The 19,423-nt window shown below is 73.7% G+C and carries 13 protein-coding genes and 1 riboswitch; of the genes, 10 read left to right on the forward strand and 3 right to left on the reverse strand.

Annotation, left to right across the window (positions count from 1 at the left end; all coding sequences use genetic code 11):
* Positions 1 to 40 precede the first annotated feature (40 nt).
* The 4 genes from V1J52_RS00300 (at position 41) to V1J52_RS00315 (ending at position 6,045) form a co-directional block, all read left to right on the forward strand.
* Complete coding sequence (locus tag V1J52_RS00300; protein WP_330137453.1) at positions 41 to 1,936, forward strand: ATP-binding cassette domain-containing protein; 1,896 nt, start codon at positions 41 to 43, stop codon at positions 1,934 to 1,936.
* Between the two features lie 86 nt (positions 1,937 to 2,022).
* Positions 2,023 to 2,997, forward strand: a complete 975-nt coding sequence (locus V1J52_RS00305) for a FadR/GntR family transcriptional regulator (RefSeq protein ID WP_330137454.1) — start codon at positions 2,023 to 2,025, stop codon at positions 2,995 to 2,997.
* A 419-nt stretch (positions 2,998 to 3,416) separates the two neighbouring features.
* Positions 3,417 to 5,018: an RNA polymerase sigma factor gene (locus V1J52_RS00310; RefSeq protein ID WP_330137455.1), complete on the forward strand. Its 1,602-nt coding sequence runs from the start codon at positions 3,417 to 3,419 to the stop codon at positions 5,016 to 5,018.
* 205 nt (positions 5,019 to 5,223) lie between these two features.
* Positions 5,224 to 6,045 carry a S1 family peptidase gene (locus V1J52_RS00315; protein WP_330137456.1) on the forward strand — a complete coding sequence of 274 codons (822 nt, stop codon included), beginning with the start codon at positions 5,224 to 5,226 and terminating at the stop codon, positions 6,043 to 6,045.
* A 169-nt stretch (positions 6,046 to 6,214) separates the two neighbouring features.
* Here the strand turns inward: V1J52_RS00315 and V1J52_RS00320 are convergent, their stop codons facing one another.
* Positions 6,215 to 6,445: a DUF7455 domain-containing protein gene (locus V1J52_RS00320; RefSeq protein WP_330137457.1), complete on the reverse strand. Its 231-nt coding sequence runs from the start codon at positions 6,443 to 6,445 to the stop codon at positions 6,215 to 6,217.
* Positions 6,446 to 6,867: 422 nt separating this feature from the next.
* Here V1J52_RS00320 and V1J52_RS00325 point away from each other — a divergent pair, with 422 nt between their 5' ends.
* From V1J52_RS00325 to V1J52_RS00335, 3 genes are all read left to right on the forward strand, one after another.
* Positions 6,868 to 8,991: a DNA gyrase/topoisomerase IV subunit B gene (locus V1J52_RS00325; protein ID WP_330137458.1), complete on the forward strand. Its 2,124-nt coding sequence runs from the start codon at positions 6,868 to 6,870 to the stop codon at positions 8,989 to 8,991.
* A gap of 127 nt (positions 8,992 to 9,118) precedes the next feature.
* Complete coding sequence (locus tag V1J52_RS00330; RefSeq protein WP_330137459.1) at positions 9,119 to 9,718, forward strand: DUF485 domain-containing protein; 600 nt, start codon at positions 9,119 to 9,121, stop codon at positions 9,716 to 9,718.
* Positions 9,715 to 11,313: a monocarboxylic acid transporter gene (locus V1J52_RS00335; protein ID WP_330137460.1), complete on the forward strand. Its 1,599-nt coding sequence runs from the start codon at positions 9,715 to 9,717 to the stop codon at positions 11,311 to 11,313. Before V1J52_RS00330 ends, V1J52_RS00335 begins: the two co-directional genes overlap by 4 nt.
* 39 nt (positions 11,314 to 11,352) lie before the next feature.
* Here the strand turns inward: V1J52_RS00335 and V1J52_RS00340 are convergent, their stop codons facing one another.
* Positions 11,353 to 12,255, reverse strand: a complete 903-nt coding sequence (locus V1J52_RS00340; protein ID WP_330137461.1) for a ferredoxin family protein — start codon at positions 12,253 to 12,255, stop codon at positions 11,353 to 11,355.
* Positions 12,256 to 12,314: 59 nt separating this feature from the next.
* Between V1J52_RS00340 and V1J52_RS00345 the strand changes: the two genes are divergently transcribed.
* Positions 12,315 to 13,511 carry a CobW family GTP-binding protein gene (locus V1J52_RS00345; protein WP_330137462.1) on the forward strand — a complete coding sequence of 399 codons (1,197 nt, stop codon included), beginning with the start codon at positions 12,315 to 12,317 and terminating at the stop codon, positions 13,509 to 13,511.
* A gap of 54 nt (positions 13,512 to 13,565) precedes the next feature.
* Here the strand turns inward: V1J52_RS00345 and V1J52_RS00350 are convergent, their stop codons facing one another.
* A complete protein-coding gene (locus tag V1J52_RS00350) occupies positions 13,566 to 16,013 on the reverse strand; it encodes a DNA gyrase/topoisomerase IV subunit A (RefSeq protein ID WP_330137463.1) in 2,448 nt (815 codons plus the stop codon).
* A gap of 285 nt (positions 16,014 to 16,298) precedes the next feature.
* Between V1J52_RS00350 and V1J52_RS00355 the strand changes: the two genes are divergently transcribed.
* The gene (locus tag V1J52_RS00355; RefSeq protein ID WP_330137464.1) at positions 16,299 to 17,654 is read left to right on the forward strand and encodes a M16 family metallopeptidase; all 1,356 of its coding nucleotides are present in this window, start codon (positions 16,299 to 16,301) and stop codon (positions 17,652 to 17,654) included.
* A 17-nt stretch (positions 17,655 to 17,671) separates the two neighbouring features.
* Positions 17,672 to 19,042, forward strand: coding sequence for a M16 family metallopeptidase (locus tag V1J52_RS00360; protein WP_330138075.1), 1,371 nt, complete (start codon positions 17,672 to 17,674; stop codon positions 19,040 to 19,042).
* A gap of 227 nt (positions 19,043 to 19,269) precedes the next feature.
* A riboswitch (cyclic di-AMP (ydaO/yuaA leader) is annotated at positions 19,270 to 19,414 on the forward strand.
* The last annotated feature ends 9 nt before the right edge of the window (positions 19,415 to 19,423 follow it).

Below are 19,423 nucleotides of genomic sequence, written 5' to 3' on the forward strand. Positions count from 1 at the left end.
ATCGTGCTTCCGTTTCCTCATGCGTGCAGCGGGAGAAGCGATGATTTTGGCGATCGGACTCACCAGCGCCACCCGCCGGGGGCGGGCGCCCGTCCTGGACGACCTCACCTTCGAGGCGCGGCCGGGCCGGATCACCGCGCTGCTCGGCCCCGCCGGAGCGGGCAAGACCACCGCGCTCCGCCTCATGCTCCAGCTCCAGGGCGGGCGCGGGGTGGCCCTCTTCCGCGGCCGCCCCCTGCACCGCGTGCAGCGGCCCGCCAGGGAGGTCGGCGTGCTGCTCGGCGACGTCCCCGGGCACCCGGCCCGCAGTGCGCGGGGGCACCTGCGCATGCTCACCGCCGTCGCCGGGGTACCGCTTGCCCGGGCCGAGGAGATGCTGGACGTGGTCGGGCTCGGCGACCTCGCCGACCAGCGGCTCGGCACGTTCTCGCTGGGCATGGACCGCCGCCTCGGCCTGGCCGCCGCCCTGCTCGGCGACCCGCACACGCTCGTCCTCGACGAGCCCGCCCGCGGGCTCGGACCGCGCGACACCGCGTGGCTGCACGGCCTGCTGCGCGGCTACGCCGAACAGGGCGGCACGGTGCTGACCACCACCCGCGACCCCAGGGAGGCGGCCCGGCTGGCCGACCGTGTCGTCACCGTGGAGGACGGCCGGCTGCGCGCCGACCAGGACGCGGACGACTTCGCCCGCACCCGGTTGCGGCCCCGCGTCGTGGTGACCTCGCCGCACGCCGGGCGGCTCGCCGCCGTCCTCAGCCAGGAGGCTCGCAGCGCCGCGCACGCCGGGGTCTTCGCGGCGGCCCGCACGGCGGCGTCCGGTGCCGTCCGCCCGCCGTCACCCGATGCCACCGCCGGGGTGCCGGGCGGCGGCGGGCCGGGCGGGACCTTTGGGCCCGTGGAGGTCGTCCAGGAGAGCGGCGGGCGGATCTGCGTCTACGGGGGCAGTTGCGCCATGGTCGGGGAGGTCGCCTACCGGCACGGCATCCTCGTCCACCGCCTCACCGAGGAGGCCGGGGACACGGGCGCCCCGGCGTCGCCACCGCCGCAGCGCGGCGGTGGCGAGGTGCCCCCGCCCGCCGGGGGCTCCCGTGGCGCCGGGATGCGGGCGCGGGCGCGCGTGACGTCCCCGCGTCCCCAGGCGCCGCCCCGGCTGCCCGCGGTACGGTCCCCCGGGCCCTGCCGTCCGGTGCGCTACGAACTGCGGCGGCTGGCCGGGGTGCGCTCCGGCTGGCTCGTCATGGCCGCCGCCCTGCTCGCCGGGCTCGTCGCGGCCGTCCTGCTCGGGCACACCGACGGGCCCCGCGCCGTCCGGGCGCTCACCGGCTGGCCCGCCGTGCTGCCGCTGCCCCCGGCGGCGGCGGCCGCCGGGCTGCTGGGCGCGCTCTCCTTCGGCCAGGAGTTCCGCTATCCCGCGCTCGTGCCCGCCCGGGCGCCGGTGCCGCGCCGCCTCGGCCTCCTCGTCGCCAAGCTCACCGTGGGCTCGGCCGTCGCACTCGTGCTCACGCTCTGCGCCGCGATCCTCAACGCGGCCGCCCTCACCCTCCTGTACGGGGCCGGGTTCCTCGGTCTGCCCGCCCACTGGGGCCTGTGGCTGTCCGCCACCGCCGCGCTCGCCGTGGGCTGCGCGTGGGCCGGGGTACTGGCCGCCGCGGTGCTCCGTTCGACCGTCCTGGGCGCGGCGGCCGTGCTCGCCGTTCCGCTGGTCCTGGCCCCCGCGGCCCGCCGGCTGCCCGGCGACGCCGGAGCCGACGTGGTGGCCGTGCTCTCCCGGCGGCTGGAACCGCTCCTCGCGGTCCGCTGGCCGGGCGGCACCGACGCGTGGGCACCGGCTGCCGCCCGGCTCCTCTCCCAGCCGGTGACCGGCGCGCTCGCCCTGACCCTGCTGGGACTGCTGGGCGCCTACGCCTGCACGACGGCCTACCGCCGCGTCCGGTGAGGGGGCCTCCCGGCGCCCGGCGGGCCCCCGCCGCGGTGACCGGTCAGCGGCGTCAATCACGCATAAGCCGCTGATCACCCTTTCGTGTGCTTTTCACCAAAGCCCTCAAGCCTGCCGGGAGGGCCGCCGACAAAGGATGCGTGACTACCCTTGCGCACTCCATGATGACCTCCTCCCGCCCCGCCGACACCGGCCCGGTCGGCCCGGGTGAGCTGGACCGTTACTCCTACGCCGAGTCCACCGGCGTGCCGCGCGCCACCACCAGCGTCCCCACCTGGGACAACGGCGACTCGGACATGGCCCGCGCCGGGCGCCGGGCGGCTGGCAGCCGGGGCCGGGGCCTGCACGGCCAACTGGTCCAGCAACTCGGCCAGATGATCGTCTCCGGCGACCTCGGGGCCGACCGGCCCCTGGTGCCGGAGGAAATCGGTCAGAGGTTCGAGGTGTCCCGCACGGTGGTGCGCGAGTCGCTGCGCGTCCTGGAGGCCAAGGGCCTCGTCAGCGCGCGTCCCAACGTCGGCACCCGGGTCCGGCCGGTGAGCGACTGGAACCTGCTCGATCCCGACATCATCGAGTGGCGGGCCTTCGGCCCGCAGCGCGACGACCAGCGCCGGGAACTGCGCGACCTGCGCTGGGCCATCGAGCCGCTGGCCGCCCGGCTCGCCGCCGGGCACGGGCACGACGAACTCCAGCAGCGGCTGGCGGACATGGTCGAGATCATGGGCCGCGCCCTGCCGCAGGGGGACGCGCTCACCTTCTCCCGCGCCGACGCCGAGTTCCACACGCTGCTGCTGCAGGCGGCGGGCAACCGCATGCTGGAGCACCTGTCCGGCATCGTCTCCGCGGCGCTGCACGTCTCCGGCGGACCGGCCACCGGCTGTGAGCGGCCCACGGACGCGGCCATCGCCCAGCACCAGCGCATCGTGGACGCCCTCGGGTCGGGCGAGGCGTCCGCCGCCGAGTCCGCCATGCGCCAGCTCCTCACCGTCCACCCGGACCCGGCCGCGCCCGGCGCGCAGGGCGTCGACGGCCACGTGGTGCCCGCGCCGCGCGAGCACTGAACCGGGTCGGCCCGCCCGCCCGCCCGCTGCCGCTCCGATCACGGTCGCCGGACCCCAGAAAGGGTCCGGCGACCGTGTTTCCGGGACGTGCCGGGCCCCATCCGACCGGTGCCGACCGTTCCTGCCCGGCAACCGTTGTCGGATGATCACTTCCATCGGATCGTTATCGACCGATCTGCGACGTAAAAGCGGATAGATCCTGTGACCCGGGACACGCGGAGCGGGCGTAACGCTTTACGGCGGCGGCGCGATGGTTGAAGAGGTAGTAGACGCAGCGGGAACACGGCCCTCGTCAAGGGCGTTGTATTCCTTCCCTGTACTGCTTGCCCGGGCCGCCGGTTCCATCCCCGCCGGCGCTCACCGGCTCGGTCCCCCGTGGACGGGGTCGTTGCCGTTTCCATCGTTTCGAGAGGTTGTTCGTGTCGGCCAGCACATCCCGTACGCTCCCTGCGGAGATCGCCGAGTCCGAGTCCGTGATGGCACTCATCGAGCGGGGAAAGGCTGAGGGGCAGATCGCCGGCGACGATGTGCGTCGGGCCTTCGAGGCTGACCAGATTCCGCCAACCCAGTGGAAGAACGTTCTGCGCAGCCTCAACCAGATCCTCGACGAGGAGGGTGTGACGCTGATGGTGAGTGCCGCCGAGGCGCCCAAGCGCACCCGCAAGAGCGTCGCAGCGAAGACTCCGGCCCGTCGCCCCGCCGCCAAGCCCGCGGTGGCCAAACCCGCCGCCAGGAAGGCCGCTCCCGTTCCGGCGGCCGACGACCCCGTCCCCGGGGTGGACGAGACGGCTGGGGCCGCCGAGTCCGCCGCTTCCGAGGAGGACAAGCCGGCCAGGAAGGCCGCGGCGAAGAAGACGGCCGTGAAGAAGGCCGCCGCGAAGAAGGTGGCGGCGAAGAAGGCCCCCGTGAAGAAGGCGGCGGGCAAGAAGTCCGTCGTCGACGAGCTGCTCGAAGGCGCCGAGGAGGCGCCCGAGGAGGCCGCGGGCAAGGGCGCCAAGGCGGGCCCCGAGGACCCGGCCGCCGAGCCGAAGCCCGAGGGCGAGGGCGAGGGCTTCGTCCTGTCCGACGAGGACGAGGACGACGCCCCGGCGCAGCAGGTCGCGGCGGCCGGTGCCACGGCCGACCCGGTCAAGGACTACCTCAAGCAGATCGGCAAGGTCCCCCTCCTCAACGCCGAGCAGGAGGTCGAACTCGCCAAGCGGATCGAGGCGGGTCTGTTCGCGGAGGACAAGCTCGCGGGCGCGGACAAGCTGGCGCCCAAGCTCAAGCGCGAGCTGGAGATCATCGCCGAGGACGGCCGCCGCGCCAAGAACCACCTGCTGGAGGCCAACCTCCGTCTCGTGGTGTCCCTGGCCAAGCGGTACACGGGCCGCGGGATGCTCTTCCTCGACCTCATCCAGGAGGGCAACCTCGGCCTGATCCGCGCGGTCGAGAAGTTCGACTACACCAAGGGCTACAAGTTCTCCACCTACGCGACCTGGTGGATCCGGCAGGCGATCACCCGCGCCATGGCGGACCAGGCCCGCACCATCCGCATTCCGGTGCACATGGTGGAGGTCATCAACAAGCTGGCCCGCGTCCAGCGCCAGATGCTCCAGGACCTGGGCCGCGAGCCCACGCCGGAGGAGCTGGCCAAGGAACTGGACATGACGCCCGAGAAGGTCGTCGAGGTCCAGAAGTACGGCCGTGAGCCGATCTCCCTGCACACCCCCCTCGGCGAAGACGGCGACAGTGAGTTCGGCGACCTCATCGAGGACTCGGAGGCCGTCGTTCCGGCCGACGCGGTGAGCTTCACGCTCCTCCAGGAGCAGCTCCACTCGGTGCTGGACACCCTCAGCGAGCGGGAGGCGGGTGTCGTCTCCATGCGGTTCGGCCTGACCGACGGGCAGCCGAAGACGCTGGACGAGATCGGCAAGGTCTACGGCGTGACCCGCGAGCGCATCCGGCAGATCGAGTCCAAGACGATGTCCAAGCTGCGCCACCCGTCGCGTTCGCAGGTCCTGCGCGACTACCTGGACTGAGCAGGCACCGGCCGCCGGCCGGGCCGCCCCCGTCCGCCGCCCGTGGGCCGGCACCCCGTCGTGAGACCGGGGTGCCGGCCCACGGTGCTGCGCGCACCCCGCACCCCACATCCCCCCGGCACCCCGTACGTCGGCGGCGCGGGAGGGAACCACCCGTTCGGTGGACTCCGCGTGCCCGGATGGTCGCGCAGGGTAAGGAATCCGTATGGGAACCCTCACGCGTCTGCTGCTCGGCGCCCTCGCCCTGGCCCTGCCCGTCACTCTCACCCTTCCCCCTCCGCCCGCCGCGGCCGAACGCCTCGTCGTCGGCGGTACCGCCGTCAGCGCCGCCGACCACCCGTGGGTCGTCGCGCTCGCCAGCCGTGAGCAGTTCGGGGCCGAGCGCTCCGGGCAGTTCTGCGGGGGCGTCGTGATCGGTAGCCGCGCCGTGGCCACAGCGGCCCACTGCTTCGGCCGCGAGGTGCTGGGCGTGCACCGCTCCCACGTCCGGGACCTGGCGGTGATCAGCGGGCGCAGCGACCTGCGCGGCACGGAGGGCCGGGAGGTGCCGGTGGCGGACGTGTGGGTCAACCCGGAGTACGACAGGCGTACGAACGCGGGGGACCTGGCCGTCGTACGGCTCGCGGGGGCGCTGCCCGCCTCCGCGGTCGCCCCGCTGGCCGCCGCCGGTGATCCGGCGTACGCCCCGGGGACGGCGGCCACCGTCTACGGCTGGGGAGACGTCCGGGGGGACGGGAGCTACGCGACGCGGCTGCGGGCGGCCGGGGTGCAGGTCCTGGACGACGGGGACTGCGCCCGCGCCTACCCCGGAGGCGTGGTGGGGGCGTTCCAGGCCGCGACCATGGTGTGCGCGGGGGTCGCCGAGGGCGGCCGTGACGCCTGCCAGGGGGACAGCGGCGGTCCGCTGATGGCCCGGGGCAGGCTGGTCGGCCTGGTGTCGTGGGGGGCCGGGTGCGGTGAGCGCGGCCTCCCGGGGGTCTACACCCGGGTGGGGGCGCTGCGGGAGGCGATCGAGCAGCGGGCCTGACCGCGGGGGCCTCGCCCCGCGGTCAGGCCCCCGCGGGCCCGTCCGGCGCCCGCGCCGGGCCCGCACGACGACGGGCGGTCACCCCGTGCCCGGGGGACCGCCCGTAGACGTCCGGCTCAGCGCCGGTGCGTGCTCGTCGGTAGGGGACGCGGTGCGTCGGAGCGGGGGGTCAGCGGTCTTCCTCGCCGACCTTGGCGGGAGTGGCGGTGAGCCGCTCGGTCTCGTCCTGTATCTCGGCGGCGATCTTCTTGAGCTCCGGCTCGAACTTGCGCCCGTGGTGGGCGCAGAACAGCAGCTCGCCGCCGCTCACCAGCACGACGCGCAGGTAAGCCTGGGCGCCGCAGCGGTCACAGCGGTCCGCCGCCGTCAGCGGGCTCGCGGGGGTCAGAACAGTAGTCACGTCGCCTCTTCTCTAGCTCGACGAGCTGTCGTACCAGGGTCAACATCCAACCAGCCCGAGAATGTTCCCGCCCGGTTCATTTCCCCGGAACTCGCGCTCCGAGGGGTGGATGTTGCCGGTTGGCGGCGAATGAGCCGTATTGCAGGGTTACTGGTTGCCTGTGCGTGTCATGCGGTTCGTCCGGTCGTCGTCTCCGGGTCGTGCGCCCGGTCGTATCGGAGGACGTGCCCGGAGCCTAAATGGTTCATGCCTCAAAGGGAACGTGATGTACACGTCACCCGGTTACGTTATCGAACGTACATGCGACGCTCCTCTAGCATAGGTTTACCCCTGGGTGGCGGCTCACCAGGGCTCCTGGCCCTCGGTACCCTCTGACCGGCAGCCATGCCACCCCCCAATGGATTCAGCGAGGAGCGAACCGCGTGACCGCCGAAACGTCTGTGCCGTCATCCACAGCTCTGCTGACCGGAGCGGACCGTGACGGTTCCAACTACACCGCGCGGCACCTCCTGGTCCTGGAGGGCCTGGAGGCGGTGCGGAAACGCCCCGGCATGTACATCGGCTCGACCGACAGCCGCGGGCTCATGCACTGCCTCTGGGAGATCATCGACAACTCCGTCGACGAAGCGCTCGGGGGCCACTGCGACCGCATCGACGTGGTGCTCCACGACGACGGCTCCGTCGAGGTCCGGGACAACGGACGCGGCATCCCCGTGGACGTCGAGCCCAAGACGGGCCTGTCCGGCGTCGAGGTGGTCATGACGAAGCTGCACGCGGGCGGCAAGTTCGGCGGCGGCTCCTACGCGGCCTCCGGCGGTCTGCACGGCGTCGGCGCCTCCGTCGTCAACGCCCTGTCCGCGCGGCTGGACGTCGAGGTCGACCGCGACGGCCGGACCCACGCCATCAGCTTCCGGCGCGGCGTGCCCGGCATCTTCACCGAGTCCGGCCCCGACGCGCCCTTCGACCCGTCCACCGGGCTGCTGTCGAACAAGAAGATCGCCAAGTCCCGCACCGGCACCCGGGTGCGCTACTGGGCGGACCGGCAGATCTTCCTCAAGGACGCCCGCCTCGCCCTGGAGACGCTGCACGCCCGCGCCCGCCAGACGGCCTTCCTCGTCCCCGGGCTCACCCTCACCGTGCGCGACGAGCGCGGGAGTGACGGCGCGCCGCCCGCCGAGGAGGTCTTCCGGTACGACGGCGGGATCAGCGAGTTCTGCGAGTACCTGGCCCAGGACCGGGCGCTGAGCGACGTCGTCCGGCTGGTGGGCCAGGGCACGTTCAAGGAGACGGTCCCCGTCCTGGACGACCGCGGGCACATGATGCCCAAGGAGGTCACCAGGGAACTGGGCGTCGACGTCGCGCTGCGCTGGGGCACCGGGTACGACACCACGCTGCGCTCCTTCGTGAACATCATCGCCACGCCCAAGGGCGGTACGCACGTCGCCGGGTTCGAGCGGGCCGTCACCCGGACCGTCAACGAGGTGCTGCGCTCCGCCAAGCTGCTGCGCGTGGCCGAGGACGACATCGTCAAGGACGACGCCCTGGAGGGCCTCACCGCCGTCGTCACCGTCCGGCTGGCCGAACCGCAGTTCGAGGGTCAGACGAAGGAGGTGCTGGGCACCTCGGCGGCCTCCCGCATCGTCGGCCAGGTCGTCGCCCGGGAGCTGAAGGCGTTCCTGACCTCCACCAAGCGGGACGCCAAGCAGCAGGCCAGGGCCGTGCTGGAGAAGGCCGTCGCCGCCGCCCGCACCCGCATCGCCGCCCGGCAGCACAAGGAGGCGCAGCGCCGCAAGACGGCCCTGGAGTCCTCCGCGCTGCCCGCCAAGCTCGCCGACTGCCGCAGCGACGAGGTCGAGCGCAGCGAGCTGTTCATCGTCGAGGGCGACTCGGCGCTCGGCACCGCCAAGCTCGCCCGCAACTCCGAGTTCCAGGCCCTGCTGCCCATCCGCGGCAAGATCCTCAACGTCCAGAAGTCCTCCGTCTCGGACATGCTGAAGAACGCCGAGTGCGGCGCGATCATCCAGGTCATAGGGGCCGGGTCGGGGCGGACGTTCGACATCGACCAGGCCCGCTACGGCAAGGTCATCTTCCTGGCCGACGCGGACGTCGACGGCGCGCACATCCGTTGCCTGCTGCTGACCCTCTTCCAGCGCTACATGCGGCCCATGGTCGAGCAGGGCCGGGTCTTCTCCGCCGTGCCGCCGCTGCACCGCATCGAGCTGATCCAGCCGAAGAAGGGCCAGGAGAAGTACCTGTACACCTACTCCGACAGCGAGCTGCGCCAGACGCTGCTGGAGCTCCAGAGCAAGAACGTCCGCTTCAAGGACTCCATCCAGCGCTACAAGGGCCTCGGCGAGATGGACGCCGACCAGCTCGCCGAGACGACGATGGACCCGCGCCGGCGCACCCTGCGCCGCATCAACATCGGTGACCTGGAAGCGGCCGAGAAGGCGTTCGACCTGCTCATGGGCAACGAGGTGGCGCCGCGCAAGGAGTTCATCACCACCTCGGCGGCGACGCTGGACCGCTCCCGCATCGACGTCTGAGGCCCCCGCCGGGAGCGGCACCGGGCCCGCCGCCGCGCGTCACCTGGAAGGGTGAAGGTTGCGGCAATGCCGGTTCCGCGTGCCGTCGCGCTCGCCATGCTGGTCACCGCCGAGCGAGGGGAGTGCGGTGACACAGCAGGACGCGGGCGGCGAGGGCTCCGCCCCGCGGTACGAGGGCCCCTGGTACGCCGGGGCGGCCTCTGGCCGCCGCGGGCCCGCGCACGGGCCGGCGCCGGAAGGCCCGGAACCGCTCACCGAGGGGCTGGAGGGGCTGGGAGCGCCGCGCGGGGCCGGGTACCGCGGCAACGCGCCCGGGGCCGTGCCGTGGCCCGCCCGGCCGCTCCCGCCCAGCCGCCCTCCGCGGGCGCCCGGGGAGCGGCAGCACCGGCCCGCGGACGGACGGGCCGCGGTGTACTTCGCCGTCCACCGCAGCGCCGCGTTCCGCGAGGTGCGCCGCCGGCACCGCCGGTTCGTCTTCCCGGCGACGGCCGCCTTCCTGCTGTGGTACCTCGGCTACGTGGCCGCCTCCACGGCGGCGCCCGGCCTGATGGGCCGTCCGGTGGGGGAGGGGCCGCTCACCGTCGGACTGCTGGCCGGGCTCGGACAGTTCGTCAGCACCGCGCTGCTGACCTGCGCCTACACCTGGCACGCCCGGCTGCGGCGGGACCGCGCCGCCCTCGACCTGCGCTGGGAGACCCACCAGCGCACGCGGGAGGTCCTCCGGTGAGCTGGCAGGACGACCGGCTGCCGGTGCTGTGCCTCTTCAGCGGCTTCGTCGTGCTGACCCTGGCCATCACCACCTGGGCCGGGCGCAGGCGGCAGGGCTCGCCCGAGGAGTTCTACGCCGGGGGACGGCTCTTCTCCCCCCTGGAGAACGGGTTCGCCCTCTCCGGCGACTACATGTCGGCCGCGTCCTTCCTCGGCATCACGGGGCTCATCGCCCTGTACGGCCACGACGGGATGGTCTACGCCGTCGGATTCCTGGTGGCGTGGCTGGTCGTGCTGCTGCTCGTCGCCGAGCTGGTGCGCAACTGCGGCCGGTTCACCCTGGCCGACGTGCTCGCCTCCCGGCTGCGGGAGCGGCCGGTGCGGACGGCCTCGGGCACGGCCTCGGTCATCGTCTCCCTGCTCTACCTGGTGGCCCAGATGGTCGGTGCCGGGACGCTGGTGGCGCTGCTGCTGGGCGGCACCGGCGACGGCGTGCGCACCTGGACGGTCGTCGGCGTCGGGGCGCTGATGGTCGTCTACGTGACGTGCGGCGGCATGCGGGCCACGACCTGGATCCAGATCGTCAAGTCGGTGCTGCTCATGGGCGGCACGGCCACGCTCACCGCACTCGTCCTGCTGCGCTTCGACGGCGGGTTCGGCACCCTGCTGACCCAGGCCGCCGAGCGCAGCGGGCACGGCTCCGCCTTCCTCGCGCCCGGTCTCCTCTTCGGGCAGACGTGGGTCTCCCGCGCCGACTTCCTCAGCCTCGGGCTCGCGCTCGTCCTCGGGACAGCGGGGCTGCCGCACATCCTGGCCCGCTTCTACACCGTCCCCACCGCGCGGGCCGCCCGCCGCTCGGTGATCTGGGCCGTGGGCCTCATCGGCAGCTTCTACCTCATGACGATCGTGCTCGGCTTCGGCGCGGCGGCGCTGCTGGGCTCCGACGCCGTCCGGGCGGACAACGCGGCCGGCAACACGGCCGTCCCGCTGCTCGCCCGCCTGCTGGGCGGCGGGGCGGGCACGACGGGCGGCACGGTGCTCTTCGCGGTGGTGGCCGCCGTCGCCTTCGCCACGATCCTCGCCGTCGTCGCGGGGATCACCCTGGCCTCCTCGGCGGCCATCGCCCACGATCTGTACGGCTCGCTCAGCCGGGCGCGCGGCGGCGGGGCGCGCCGCGAGGTCGCCGTCGCCCGCGCCGCCGCCGTCGCCATCGGGGCCTGTGCCATCGGGCTGGGGCTGCTGGCGCAGAACCTCAACGTCGCCTTCCTCGTCGGCCTGGCCTTCGCGGTGGCGGCGTCGGCGAACCTGCCGGTGCTGCTGTACACGCTGTTCTGGCGGCGCTTCACCACCCGGGGCGCCCTGTGGGCCATCTACGGCGGCCTGCTGCCCGCCCTGGTGCTCGTGGCGCTCTCGCCGGTGGTCTCCGGCGCCCCGGACGCGCTGCTGCCCGGTGCGGACTTCGCCGTCTTCCCGTTGCGGAACCCCGGCCTCGTCTCCATCCCGCTCGGCTTCCTCGCGGGCTGGCTGGGCACCGTGACCGACTCCTCGCGCTCCGACCCGTTCCGGCACGCCGAGACGGAGGTGCGGGCGCTCACCGGTGCCGGGTCGGCGTGACGCCTGGGGGTGTCCGGGGACGGCTCCCGGCCTGGCCGCTCAGCCGAGCGGCGTGACGCCCACGACCTCCATGCGCGGCAGCGGGGCCGGTGCGGCGCCGCAGCTCGCCGCGCCCGGCGGACCGGGGACGGCGGCGACGCCGACCCGCCAGGAGCGTCCGTCGCGGTGCGCCACGGTGACCGTCCAGGCGTCGTCACCGGCCCGCACGCCGGTCAGCGTGAGGGCGTCGGCGTCCTCCTCGCCGGTCAGCGCGCGGACGCCCAGCTCCGCGGCCTGTCCCGGACGCTCCCAGGCCGAGCGGCCCCGGCAGTGCCCGACCCGGACCCGGCCGCGCCGCAGGGCCGCCAGGACGTCCTTCACGGCGGGCGCGTCGACGCGCCCGTACGCGTAGCCGTGGGGGAGCACCAGCAGGGTGGGGGAGAACCGGTGACCGCCGATGTGGGTGATCTCCCAGGCGTTCGCACCCCCGGATGCGGCCAGTTCGGCGGCGAGCGGCCGGCCGAGCAGCGCGCAGCAGCGGTCCCGCCGCCCGTTGGTGCACACCAGGGCGAGCGGGTCGCCCGTGTAGGGCTCGCCCGCGCCGGTGTGGTCCCCGGCGCCCAGCGCGGCGAAGTCCAGCGCACACAGCGCCGCCGGGTCGTCCGTCTGCCAGGTGCGCACCCAGGAGCGTCCGGGCAGGGTGTGCGCCACGAAGACCCGGCGGTCTCCCGCGCCGCCGCGGTCCGCGTGCGGGCCGGGGCGGCGGATCAGGGCCACGCGCACCCCGGTGCCCTCCGCGGCCGCGGACAGCTCGCGGCCGAGCCGCTCGTCGAGGTGGCTCTCACGCAGGGCGTCGGCGCCCCACGGCCCCGGCTGCTCCAGCAGCAGCCAGGTGCGGGCCGTCGCGGCGGTGGCCGCCAGCGGTTCGGCACGCTGGAGCGAAGCTGTCGCACACGTACTCACACAGGCAACCCTAACCTCCGTTACGATCGACTGCCGTTCCGGATGAGAGAAGGGCGCTGGTGTTCACGCACGGCACTCCCGCCACACCCATTCCCGTCATCGTGCTCGCGGGCTTCCTCGGCTCCGGCAAGACGACGCTCCTCAACCACCTGCTGCGCAACCGCCAGGGCATCCGCATCGGTGCCGTCGTCAACGACTTCGGCGCCATCGGGATCGACGCCATGACGGTGGCCGGGCAGGTCGACTCGATGGTCTCCCTGGGGGACGGCTGCCTGTGCTGCGCCGTGGACACCGAGGACCTGGACGGCGTGCTGGACACCCTCGCCCGGCCCGCGGCGGCCATCGACCTGATCATCATCGAGGCGAGCGGCTTGGCCGAACCGCAGACGCTGATCCGGATGCTCCTGGCCAGCAAGGACCGGCGCATCGTCTACGGCGGGCTGGTCGAGGTGGTGGACGCCGCCGAGTTCGACGCCGTGCGCGTCCGCCACCCGGAGCTGGACCGCCACGTGAGGGTGGCCGACCTGGTGGTGCTCAACAAGACCGACCGGGTCGGCGCGGAGCGCCACCGCGCGCTGCTGGAGACGCTCACCGGGCTCGCCGGGGGCACCCCCGTGGTGAGCGCCGCGCACGGGCGGGTCGACCCCGGGCTCCTGTTCGACCGCGACGCGGCCCGGGAGCGGACGGCGGCCGTGCGGCAGCTCTCCTTCGAGGACCTGCTCGCCGACGACGCGCAGGAGGCCGGCACCGAAGGGCAGGGGGCCCACGCCCATCCGCACGACGCCTACGACACGGTGGCGTTCACCTGCGACGAGCCGCTGAGCCCGCGGCGTCTCCTGGCCTTCCTCGACGAGCGCCCCGCCGGCCTCTACCGGCTGAAGGGCTTCGTCCACTTCGGCGGCGAAGGCCGGGACCAGCGGTGGGCCGTGCACTCCGTCGGCGGTTTCCTGCGCTTCTCGCCGGGCCCCTGGCCGGCGGACGAGCCCCGGCGCACCCAGCTGGTGCTCATCGGCGCCGGGATCGATGCCGCCGCGCTGCGCGAGGGCCTGGAGGAGTGCGCCGGGCCCGGGCCCGGGGACGCCGGGCCCAGTGGCATGTGGGGCGTCCTGCGCTACGTGGACGCGCCGCAGGACGAGGGCCCCGGCGCCCTCGACGACGACCCCGGTGCCTTCGACGCCTGGCCGGAGGCAGCCGACGGCCATCCCGGTGCCCACCCCGGTGACGGCACCGCGGCGGACGCCGCCGCCCGGGGCTGACGGGCGGCGGCCCCGGACGGCTCCGTCCCGGGGCCGCCGCACCGCCCCGGGCGGCTACACCGGTCCGGCGATGACGGCGACCGGCCCGGCGGGCGGCAGCCCGGAGCCGTCGCGGCGCGGGTCCGGCTCGGGGAGCTTCGCGGGCGCCCCCGTCTTCGACGCCGCCCGCGCGGGCGCGGCGCCCGCCCAGGCCAGCGTCAGGTGGTCCTCGCCCTTCAGGAACCGCTGGCAGCGCACGCCGCCGGTGGCCCGGCCCTTGCGCGGGTACTGGTCGAACGGGGTGAGCTTCACCGTCCCCGCCGAGCCGTCCAGGGTGTCGTGCGCGCCGGCGGCGGTGAACACGACGGCGTCGGCGGCCGGATCGACGGCGGTGAACGAGATCACCTTCGCGCCCGCCCCGAGCTTGATGCCCGCCATGCCGCCGGCCGCCCGGCCCTGGGGCCGCACCTGCGCGGCCGGGTACCGCAGCAGCTGCGCCTCGTCCGAGATGAAGACGAGGTCCTCCTCGCCGGTGCGCAGCTCGACGGCGCCGACGAGGCGGTCGCCCTCCTTGAGGGTGATGACCTCCAGTTCGTCCTTGTTCGCCGGGTAGTCCGGCACGACCCGTTTGACCACGCCCTGTTCCGTGCCCAGGGCCAGACCGGGGGACGACTCGTCGAGCGTCGTCAGGCACAGCAGGCGTTCGCCGTCCGCGAGCGTCAGGAACTCGTCGATCCGGGCACCGCCCGACAGGTTCGGCGAGGTGGCCGTCTCCGGGAGCTGGGGCAGGTCGATGACGGGCAGCCGCAGCAGGCGGCCCGTCGAGGTGACCGCGCCGATCTCGGCGCGTGCGGTCGCGGTGACGGCGGAGACGATCACGTCGTGCTTGACGCGCTTGGCGCCCTCGGCGAAGGAGGTGTCACCGGTGGCGGTGCGCGCCAGCAGGCCGGTGGAGGAGAGCAGCACCCGGCACGGGTCGTCGGCGACCTCCAGGGGCACCGACGCGACGGGCGCGCCCGCCGACTCCAGGAGCACCGTGCGCCGCGGCGTGCCGTACTTCTTCGCCACCGCGCCCAGTTCGGCGGAGACGAGCTTGCGCAGCTCGCTGTCCGACTCCAGGATGCGCGTCAGCTCCTCGATCTCCAGGCCCAGGCGGTCCCGTTCGGCCTCCAGCTCCAGCCGGTCGAAGCGGGTCAGCCGGCGCAGGGGAGTGTCCAGGATGTACTGCGTCTGCACCTCGGAGAGACCGAAGCGCCCGATCAGGCCCTCCTTCGCCTCGGCCGCGTTGTCACTCGACCGGATGATGCTGATGACCTCGTCGATGTCGACCAGCGCCACCAGCAGGCCCTCGACCAGGTGCAGCCGGTCGCTGCGCTTGTTCCGCCGGAAGGAACTGCGGCGGCGCACGACCTCGAAGCGGTGGTCGACGTAGACCTCCAGCAGCTCCTTCAGGCCCAGCGTGAGCGGCTGGCCGTCCACCAGCGCCACGTTGTTGATGCCGAAGGACTCCTCCATGGGCGTCAGCTTGTAGAGCTGCTCCAGCACGGCCTCCGGGTGGAAGCCGTTCTTGATCTCGATGACCAGGCGCAGCCCGTGCTCCCGGTCGGTGAGGTCCTTGACGTCCGCGATGCCCTGGAGGCGCTTGGCGTTGACCAGGTCCTTGATCTTGGCGATCACCTTCTCCGGGCCGACGGTGAAGGGCAGTTCGGTGACGATGAGGCCCTTGCGGCGCGTGGTGACCTGCTCGACCTCGGCCGTGGCGCGGATGCGGAAGGTGCCGCGCCCCTTGGCGTAGGCGTCCTTGACGCCGTCCAGCCCGACGATGCGCCCGCCGGTGGGCAGGTCGGGGCCCGGCACGAAGCGCATCAGCGTCTCCAGGTCGGCTCCCGGATGCCTGATCAGGTGCCGGGCCGCCTGGATGATCTCGGTCAGGTTGTGCGGCGGCATGTTGGTCGCCATGCCGACCGCGATGCCCGAGGCGCCGTTCACCAGCAGGTTCGGATAGGCCGCCGGCAGCGCCGCCGGTTCCTGCTCGCTGCCGTCGTAGTTGGCCGCGAAGTCGACCGTGTCCTCGTCGATCGACTCCACCATCAGGCCCGCGGCGGGCGCGCTGCGGCACTCGGTGTACCGCATCGCCGCGGGCGGGTCGTCGTTGCCGAGCGAGCCGAAGTTCCCGTGCCCGTCCACCAGCGGCAGCCGCATGGAGAACGGCTGCGCCATGCGCACCAGCGCGTCGTAGATGGCGCTGTCGCCGTGCGGGTGGAGCTTGCCCATCACCTCGCCCACGACGCGGGCGCACTTGACGTAGGAGCGCTCGGGGCGCAGCCCCATCTCGTGCATCTGGTAGAGGATGCGCCGGTGCACCGGCTTCAGCCCGTCCCGCGCGTCGGGCAGGGCGCGCGAGTAGATGACCGAGTACGCGTACTCCAGGAAGGAGCCCTGCATCTCGTCGACGACGTCGATGTCGAGGATGCGCTCCTCGAAATCCTCCGGCGGCGGTGTCTTGGTGCTGCGGCGGGCCATCGCGGCTGCTGCTCCTTCGGATTACGTACGGTACGCGTGGCGGCGTACGGGCCTGCTACGGCTCGGTGCGCGCTGGGCGGCCGTGCTGGGTCTGACGCGGACCATTGTGGACCCAGTCGCCGACAGAGCCGTCTCCGCCCCGGCTTCACCGGGAACTTCGCGCGGAGCCGGTGCGCTTGCATAGAGTGACAGGACCGCGTGCGCCGGGCACGCGCGGGCGGTTCCGCCCCCGCCCGCGCGAGCACCGCACCACCCGGCACGCCACGACGAAGGGACTTTCCGCACATGGGTCACACGGCCACGCCCCCGCCTCCTGACGGAGTGCTGACAGCGACCGAACACCGGCTGGCCAACGGCCTGCGCGTGGTCCTCTCGGAGGACCACCTCACCCCCGTCGCCGCCGTCTGCCTGTGGTACGACGTCGGCTCCCGGCACGAGGTCAAGGGCCGTACGGGCCTGGCCCACCTCTTCGAGCACCTGATGTTCCAGGGCTCCGCGCAGGTGCACGGCAACGGCCACTTCGAACTCGTACAGGGCGCCGGCGGTTCGCTCAACGGCACCACCAGCTTCGAACGCACCAACTACTTCGAGACGATGCCCGCCCACCAGCTCGAACTCGCCCTGTGGCTGGAGGCGGACCGCATGGGCTCGCTGCTGTCGGCCCTGGACGAGGAGTCGCTGGAGAACCAGCGCGACGTCGTGAAGAACGAGCGGCGGCAGCGCTACGACAACGTCCCCTACGGCACGGCGTTCGAGAAGCTGACGGCCATGGCCTACCCCGAGGGCCACCCGTACCACCACACGCCGATCGGCTCCATGGCCGACCTGGACGCGGCCTCCCTGGAGGACGCCCGCGCCTTCTTCCGCACCTACTACGCGCCGAACAACGCCGTCCTGTCGGTCGTCGGCGACATCGACCCCGGGCAGACGCTCGCCTGGATCGAGAAGTACTTCGGCACCATCCCCGGGCACGACGGCAAGCAGCCGCCGCGCGACGGCTCGCTGCCCGAGGTCATGGGCGGGGAGCAGCGGCTGGTGGTCGAGGAGGACGTCCCGGCGCGGGCGCTGATGGCCGCCTACCGGCTGCCGCACGACGGCACCCGTGAGGCGGACGCGGCGGACCTGGCGCTCACCGCGCTGGGCGGCGGCGAGTCCTCGCGGCTGTACAACCGCCTGGTGCGCCGTGACCGGGTCGCGGTCACCGCGGGATTCGGGCTGCTGCGGCTGGCCGGTGCGCCCTCACTGGGCTGGCTGGACGTCAAGGCCTCCGGGGACGCGGAGGTGGCGGCCATCGAGCGCGCCATCGACGAGGAACTGGCCCGCTTCGCGGCCGAGGGGCCGTCGGCCGAGGAGATGGAACGCGCGCAGGCGCAGATCGAACGCGAGTGGCTGGACCGGCTGGCCACCGTGGGCGGCCGGGCGGACGAGCTGTGCCGCTACGCCGTCCTGTTCGGCGACCCCCAGCTGGCCCTGACGGCCGTCCGGCGGGTGCTGGACGTGACCCCCGAGGAGGTGCGGGCCGCAGCCGCCGCCCGGCTCCGCCCCGACAACCGGGCCGTCCTGGTGTACGAACCGACCGCCGACGCGGACGGGCTCGGGCAGGCCGGGACGTCCGACGCACAGGAAGGGGCCGAGCAGTGAGCGACGCCACCCCCGTCATGGAGTTCCACCCGCGTCCGGCCGGGGGCCAGGCCAGGCCCTGGGCCTTCCCGGCGCCCGAGCGCGGCACCCTGCCCAACGGGCTGACCGTGCTGCACTGCCACCGCCCCGGGCAGCAGGTGGTGGCGGTCGAGGTGAACCTCGTCGCACCGCTGGCGGCCGAGCCGCAGGACGTGGAGGGCGTCGCGACCATCATGGCGCGGGCCCTGAGCGAGGGCACCGACCGGCACTCCGCCGAGGAGTTCGCGGCCGAGCTGGAGCGCTGCGGCGCCACCTGGGACGCCCACGCGGACCACCCGGGCGTGCGGGTCTCCCTGGAGGTGCCCGCCTCCCGGCTGACCCAGGCGCTCGGGCTGCTCGCCGACGCCCTGCGCGTCCCGGCCTTTCCCGAGGGGGAGGTGTCCCGGCTGGTCGCCAACCGGCTGGACGAGATCCCGCACGAGCTGGCCAACCCGGCGCGCCGCGCGGCCATCGCGCTGTCGGCCGAGCTGTTCCCCGCCGCATCCCGGCTCTCCCGGCCCCGCCAGGGCAGCGAGGAGACGGTCAAACGGATCGACGCGGCGGCCGTGCGGGCGTTCTACGCGGCCCACGTGCGTCCCGCCACCGCGACGGCCGTCGTGGTGGGCGACCTCACCGGCATCGACCTGCGGGCGGCGCTCGGCGACACCCTCGGCGCCTGGACCGGTGCCGCGGCCGAGGCCCGTCCCATGGCGCCGACCACGGCCGACGACACCGGGCGCGTCGTCATCGTCGACCGGCCGGGAGCCGTGCAGACGCAGCTCCTCATCAGCCGTCTCGGCGCCGACCGGCACGACGCGGTGTGGCCCGCGCAGGTGCTCGGCGTCTACTGCCTGGGCGGCACGCTCACCTCCCGGCTGGACCGGGTGCTGCGCGAGGAGAAGGGCTACACCTACGGTGTGCGCGCCTACACGCAGGTGCTGCAGTCCGACGGGGCGGACGGCGGCGCGGCGCTGCTGGGCATCAGCGGCTCGGTGGCCACCGAGGTCACCGGTCCCGCCCTCGCCGACCTGTGGCAGGTGCTGCGCACGCTCGCGGCCGAGGGGCTGACCGACGCCGAGCGGGACTTCGCCGTGCAGAACCTGGTGGGCGTGGCGCCCCTGCGCTACGAGACGGCCGCCGCGGTCGCCGCCACGCTGGCGGACCAGGTGGAGCAGTTCCTGCCCGACGACTACCAGGCGCGGCTGTACGCCCGGCTGGCCGAAACCGGCACGGTCGAGGCCACCGCGGCGGCCGTGAACGCCTTCCCCGAGGACCGGCTCGTCACCGTCCTCGTCGGTGACGCGGCCCGCATCGCCGAGCCGGTCCGCGCGCTGGGCATCGGAGAGGTCACGGTTCTCAGCGGCTCGTAACCCTGCGACCAGGCACGACGCCGGAACACCGACGGCCGGCCCCCGGCGCGGCGCACGCCGCGCCGGGGGCCGGCCGTCGCGCGTGGGGGCCGCTATTCCCCGCACGGGGGCGGTGGTGGCCGGATGTGGCATGTCCGACAAAGGGGCCGAATCTCTTGGCCTGAGCGAGATGTCCGGTTTAGCGTCGGTTCCGCTGCTCGTCAGAAGTGACCGCACCCGCGGCCGACGGCAGCGCATCGCCGAGTCCCCGTTCAGGGGGAGCCGGGGACCCACATCAGTCCTTGGGGTGAATCGGGCGTGTCCGCACGCCCGTAGGAGACCTTCCTGCTCCGAACCCGTCAGCTAACCCGGTAGGCGATAAGGAAGGAAAGGAGTACGCCT

This window comes from Streptomyces solitudinis (assembly GCF_036323765.1).
In the GTDB taxonomy this organism is placed as follows: domain Bacteria; phylum Actinomycetota; class Actinomycetes; order Streptomycetales; family Streptomycetaceae; genus Streptomyces.

Coding starts and splice junctions, on each gene's coding strand:
- V1J52_RS00315 (WP_330137456.1), top strand. CDS start 5,224: ATGGGAACCCTCACGCGTCTGCTGCTCGGCGCCCTCGCCCTGGCCCTG.
- V1J52_RS00360 (WP_330138075.1), top strand. CDS start 17,672: ATGGAGTTCCACCCGCGTCCGGCCGGGGGCCAGGCCAGGCCCTGGGCC.
- V1J52_RS00355 (WP_330137464.1), top strand. CDS start 16,299: ATGGGTCACACGGCCACGCCCCCGCCTCCTGACGGAGTGCTGACAGCG.
- V1J52_RS00350 (WP_330137463.1), bottom strand. CDS start 16,013: ATGGCCCGCCGCAGCACCAAGACACCGCCGCCGGAGGATTTCGAGGAG.
- V1J52_RS00300 (WP_330137453.1), top strand. CDS start 41: ATGATTTTGGCGATCGGACTCACCAGCGCCACCCGCCGGGGGCGGGCG.